This window comes from Microbacterium sp. (assembly GCF_046295495.1).
Lineage (GTDB): Bacteria > Actinomycetota > Actinomycetes > Actinomycetales > Microbacteriaceae > Microbacterium.
Window position 1 is genome coordinate 373 of record NZ_JBKBNC010000043.1, and the last position, 5,912, is coordinate 6,284.

General features: G+C 70.4%; 3 protein-coding genes. 2 read left to right on the forward strand and 1 reads right to left on the reverse strand.

The features are described 5' to 3' along the window. Positions 1-63: 63 nt before the first annotated feature. Complete coding sequence (locus ACK4LS_RS12560) at positions 64-1,494, reverse strand: zinc-dependent metalloprotease (protein WP_409717734.1); 1,431 nt, start codon at positions 1,492-1,494, stop codon at positions 64-66. Between the two features lie 185 nt (positions 1,495-1,679). On the opposite strand from ACK4LS_RS12560, the gene ACK4LS_RS12565 reads away from it, so the two are divergent. Beyond that, on the forward strand, positions 1,680-2,807 hold the full coding sequence (locus tag ACK4LS_RS12565) for a PDZ domain-containing protein (protein ID WP_409717677.1): 1,128 nt from the start codon (positions 1,680-1,682) through the stop codon (positions 2,805-2,807). 43 nt (positions 2,808-2,850) lie between these two features. Continuing rightward, a complete protein-coding gene (locus ACK4LS_RS12570) occupies positions 2,851-5,802 on the forward strand; it encodes a UPF0182 family protein (RefSeq protein ID WP_409717680.1) in 2,952 nt (983 codons plus the stop codon). Positions 5,803-5,912: the final 110 nt, after the last annotated feature.

A 5,912-nucleotide genomic window follows, 5' to 3' on the forward strand; every position in this document is an offset into this window, starting at 1 on the left:
CCCCCTGCCGGCCCCCCGCCCGGGGGGGGGGTTTGCCCGGGCCCCCCCCCCCCGCCCGCCGAATCACACGGGCCGCTGGTCTCCCGGCGCGTCGTCGTCGCCGAGCCCCGGGTCGGTGGCATCCGGTCGCGGCGACCCGCCGTCGGTCGCCGGGGGCTCGCCCGAGGGCGCACCCGCGGGGGAGTCGTCGTCGGCGGAGCCGCCCGCACCCGCTTCGGCCTCCTCGGCCAGCAGCTGGGCGAGAGCGTCGTCCATGGCGTCCGAGGGAGCGGCCTCGCCGCGCGACGCGGCGGTGAGGCGCGCGATGAGCGCCGCCGGGTCGTCGATGTCGTCGGACGAGGGCATGAAGTCGGCGTAGTCCCACAGCGCGTCGCGTCCTTCGACGCCGACGGCCTCGGTGACGGCGCGCCACATGGCCGCGGCTTCGCGCATGCGGCGCGGACGCAACTCCAGGCCCACGAGCGAACCGAGAGCCTGTTCGGCGGGGCCGCCGACGGCGCGACGGCGGCGCACGGCCTCGGCGATGCGCGCGGCGGAGGGGAGCCGCGACGTGGCGTCTTCGGTCACGACGTCGACCCAGCCCTCGATGGTGGCGAGGAGGTTCTCGAGGCGCGTGAGCGCGGCGGTCTGCTCCTCCGAGCGCTCGGGCAGGAGCGCGCCGCTTTCGAGCGCACCGCGCAGTTCGTCGGGCTGGGAGGGGTCGAAGCGCGAGGCGAGCTCCTCGAGTGCATCGGTGTCGACCCGGATGCCGTGGGCGAAGTCGCGCACCTGCGAGATGACGTGCAGGCGCAGCCAGCGCGCGTGCCGGAACAGGCGGGCGTGTGCGAGCTCGCGCGTGGCGAGGTACAGCGCGAGCTGGTCGTCGGGGATCTCGAGGTCCCGGCCGAAGTCCGCGAAGTTCTGCGGCAGGATCGCGGCGTCGCCGTCGGGCATGACCGGGATGCCGACGTCGCCGCCGCCCACGACCTCGGTCGACAGGCGCCCGACGACGTGACCCAGCTGCGTGGCGAAGAGCGATCCGCCGACGGTGCGCATGAGGCGGCCGGCGCCGGCGATCATGTCCTGCATGTCGTCGGGGGCCTGCTGACCGAGGGCGGCGGTGAGGGCGTCGGCGATGCTCGTGGCCACGGGCTCCGCGAGTTCCTGCCACACGGGCAGGGTCGCGCTGACCCAGGCGCCGCGCGTGACGGCGCGGGCGGGGCGCGGCAGGTCGGCGATGGTGGTCGCCTCGCCCAGCCACAGGCCGGCGAGGGTGAAGGCCTGGTCGAGGTCGGTGCGCTGACCCGTGGTCACGCCGAGGCCGTCCTGGTTGGCGATGTGAAGCGCCTGCCGTTCGGCGAGGCTCCAGTCGACGCCCTCCTGCGTGCCGGCGAACGCGCCCTGCAGCTGGTTCATCACGGCCTGCAGCATCGCAGGATCGATCTGCATGCCCGACAGCCGGGAGAGCTGCTCGGGGTCGATGCCACTGGTGTCGCCCGACATCAGGCGACGCATGAGCTCCTGGAACTCCTCTTCGGGGCTGCGCTCGTCGCCGCCACGGTCGTCGTCTGCCACTTCAGCCGCCTTTCAGCCAGGTCTGGGGGAACGAGATCTACGCTAGTCGCACGTTTCCCCGCATCCGTCGGCTCGGCCTCTCGCCGCTTACGCCGCGCGCGAACGACCGACGAAGGACTGAAACCGTGACCCTGTTCGACGACAACGTCTCTCCTGCGCCCGCGCCCCGACAGCGGTGGCAGCGGGGCACCGTCGTCGGCCTCTGGTCGCTCGCGGTGGCCGTCGTGGTGCTGTTCACGCTGACGTTCCTGCCCTCCGCCTACGTCATTCAGCAGCCCGGCCCGGTCTTCAACACCCTCGGTACGTCGACGAACGCCGACGGCGAGGAAATCCCGCTCATCACGGTGCCCGACGAGAAGGACTCCACCACCACCGGCCAGCTCGATCTGCTCACCGTCCAGGTGAGCGGCAACCGCGAGCGCACGCCGTCCTGGATCGAGCTCGCCCTGGCGTGGTTCGACCGCTCCCGCGCCGTGGTGCCGATCGACCGCATCTTCCCGGCCGGGCAGACCACCGAGCAGCGCAACACCGAGAACGCCGCGCTCATGAGCGATTCGCAGCTCGAGGCCCAGGCCGCGGCCCTGCGCGAGCTGGGGTACGACGTGCCGCAGCAGATCGCGATCGGCACCCTCGACGAGGCCGGTGCCGCCGCGGGCCTGCTCGAGCAGGGCGACGTGATCACCTCGATCGACGGGGTGGCCGCTTCGACCGTGGATGCCGTGCGGGGGGCCGTGCAGGCCGCCGCCGGTGCTCCCGTGACCGTCGCCTACGAGCGCGACGGCACTCCCGCGACGGTGTCGATCACCCCGCGCGAGACCGAGACGGACGGACAGAAGCAGTGGCTGCTCGGCGTGGTGCTGCAGCAGTCGTTCGACCTTCCCGTCGACGTCAAGATCCAGCTCAACGACGTGGGCGGGCCCAGCGCCGGCATGATGTTCGCGCTCGGGATCATCGACAAGATGAGCGAGGGCGATCTCACCGGCGGGCAGCACATCGCGGGCACGGGCACGATCGACGCCGAGGGCGATGTGGGCCCGATCGGCGGCATCCGTCAGAAGCTGTACGGAGCGCGGGATGCCGGGGCCACGGTGTTCCTCGCCCCCGAGGCGAACTGCAACGAGGTCGTGGGCCACGTGCCCGACGGCATCCGGGTGTTCTCGACGGCGACGTTGGAGCAGTCGCTGACGGTGCTGGAGACTCTGCGCGACGGGGGCGACCTCGACGCCCTCCCCACGTGTGGTTCGGGATCGTAGCATTCACGGCTTTCCCCGAGAACGCCGCGCCTAGGATGAGGGGGTGACCACGACCTCAGCGCCGAACCAGGCCACGCCCCCCAACCGCTCCCGACGGATCATCTCGATCACCCTGGCGGTGATCGCAGCGCTCGTCGTGGCGTTCTTCGTCTTCGCGAACCTCTACTCCGACTGGCTGTGGTTCTCGCAGCTCGGCTTCACGAGTGTGCTGACCACGCAGTGGATCGGCCGCACGGTGATGTTCGTTGTCGGCTTCCTCGCGATGGCCGTTCCGGTGTGGGGCGCCATCCAGCTCGCTTACCGTCTGCGCCCCGTCTACGCGCGTCTGAGCTCGCAGCTCGACCGCTACCAGGAGGTCGTGGAGCCGCTCCGGCGCCTTGCGATGTGGGGCATCCCCGTCTTCTTCGGCTTCTTCGCCGGCTTCGCGGCATCCGCCCAGTGGGAGACCACCTGGCTCTGGGCCAACGGCGTGGCCACGAGCACCACCGACGCCCAGTTCGGCCTCGACACCGGTTTCTACCTGTTCGGGATGCCGTTCTACGCCGCCGCCCTCGGTTTCGCGTCGGCGGTCGTGCTGGTGTGCCTGCTGCTGACCGGCCTGGTGGCCTACCTCTACGGTTCCGTGCGCATCGGGCAGCGCGAGCTGCGCATCTCCAAGGCCGCGCGCATCCAGCTCGCCGTGCTCGCCGGCCTCTACCTGCTGCTGCAGGGCGCCAGCTTGTGGCTCGACCGCTTCCGCACGCTCGTCGAGCCGTCGGAGCGCATCACCGGTCCGGGATACGTCGGCGCGAACGCCGTCATCCCCGGTCAGACGATCCTCGCGATCGCCGCGGTCATCGTGGCGCTGGCGTTCTTCGTCACCGCGTTCATCGGTCGCTGGCGCTACCCGCTCATCGGCACCGCGCTGCTGGTCGTCTCGGCGATCGTGGTCGGCGCGGCCATCCCGTGGGCGGTGAACACCTTCCAGGTGCGCCCCAACGAGCTCGCCCTCGAGAGCCAGTACTACCAGCGCAACCTCGACGGCACGAAGGCCGCCTACGGCATCGACAAGGTCGAGAAAGAGAACTTCCAGGCCTCCACCGAGGCCGAGGCCGGTCAGCTGCGCAACGACGCCGAGTCCACGGCGCAGCTGCGCATCATGGACCCGGCCATCATCGGTCCGACCGTGCGACAGCTCGAGCAGTACCGCGCCTACTACCAGTTCCAGAACCCGCTCGACGTCGACCGCTACACGATCAACGGCCAGACGCAGGACACCGTGGTGTCGCTGCGCGAGCTGAACATCGGCCAGCTCGGCGACGCCAACTCGTGGCAGAACACCACCCTCGTCTACACGCACGGCTACGGCATGGTCGCGGCCGCCGGTAACGAGCGCACCGCCGACGGTGACCCGGTGTTCCTCGAGCAGGCCATCCCCGGCACGGGCTTCCTCACCGACCTCAACTACGAGCCGCGCGTGTACTTCGGCGAGCAGTCGCCTCCGTACTCGATCGTCGGCGGTCCCGAGGGGGGCGAGGCGATCGAGCTCGACTACCCGCTCGGCGCCGACGGCGGCACCGAGACCCGCACGACGTTCTCCGGCGACGGCGGACCCAGCGTCGGCAACGTGTTCAACCGCCTCATCTACGCGCTGAAGTTCCAGTCGGAGCAGATCCTGTTCTCCGACTACGTGAACGCGGACTCGCAGATCCTGTACGACCGCGACCCCAAGCAGCGCGTCCAGAAGGTGGCGCCCTACCTGACGCTCGACAGCGACCCGTACCCCACGGTCGTCGACGGCCGCATCAAGTGGGTCATCGACGGCTACACCACGAGCGCGAACTACCCGTACTCGTCGAGCGTCTCGCTCTCGCGGGCCATCGCCGACTCGAACAACCCGGCTCCCACCTACGCGCTGGATGACATCAACTACATCCGCAACTCGGTCAAGGCCACGGTCGACGCGTACGACGGATCGGTCGATCTGTACGCGTGGGACGACGAGGACCCGCTGCTCAAGGCGTGGCAGAACATCTACCCCTCGTCGCTCAAGCCGTGGAGCGACATGTCGGCCGACCTCATGAGCCACGTGCGCTACCCGACCGACCTCATGAAGGTGCAGCGGTCGATGCTCGGCGTGTACCACGTCGACGACGCCCGCTCGTTCTTCCAGCAGGACAACCGGTGGACGACGCCGAACGACCCGCAGGACCCGGCGACCTTCCAGCCGCCGTACTACCTGACGATGAAGATGCCGAGCCAGGACGCCCCGTCGTACTCGATGTTCACGAGCTTCATCCCGGCATCCCAGGGTGGACAGGCGCGCAACGTGCTGACGGGCTACCTCGCCGTCGACTCGAACGCGGGCGACGAGAAGGGCACGAAACGCGACGACTACGGCCGCTTGCGCATGCTCGTGATCGACTCGGCCACGACAGTGCCCGGACCCGGTCAGGTGCAGAACACGTTCGACTCCGACACCGCGGTCTCGTCGCAGATCAACATCCTTCAGCAGGGTCAGTCGCAGGTGCTCAACGGCAACCTGCTGACGCTGCCCGTCGGTGGCGGTTTGCTCTACGTGCAGCCCGTGTTCGTGCAGTCGTCCGGTGACACGAAGCTCCCGCAGCTGCGGCGCGTGCTCGTGGCGTTCGGCAACGAGATCGCGTTCGAGAACACGCTGAGCGAAGCGCTCGACACCCTGTTCGGCGGCGATTCGGGCGCCAACACCGGCGACGAGTCGGTCACACCGACCGATCAGGGCGACGGCACCGGTGGCGGTACGACGACCGACCCGGCTGCGCCGGCCGGCGACTACGCGGCCGCCCTGCAGGAGGCACGTTCCGCCCTCGAGGCCCGTCAGGCGGCGCTGACCAGCGGCGACCTGGCCGGGTTCGCGACGCAGGACGCCCGCCTCACCGCGGCCGTCCAGCGCCTGCTCGACCTCGAGACGCAGGGCCAGGGTGGCACGGCGACGACCAGCCCGACCCCGAGCCCCGAGGCGACGCCCGCCGGCTGACCTCGGCTCGACACAGACGCCGGCGCTCCGCATCCGCGGGGCGCCGGCGTCGTCGTGTCGGTGGGCGGCGTCCGCGTCGCACCCCCCCCCAACGAGTGTCCCAGACACCC

Excerpts from the sequence above, each read along its gene's own strand:
- ACK4LS_RS12560 (WP_409717734.1), bottom strand. The coding sequence starts at position 1,494 with ATGCGTCGCCTGATGTCGGGCGACACCAGTGGCATCGACCCCGAGCAG.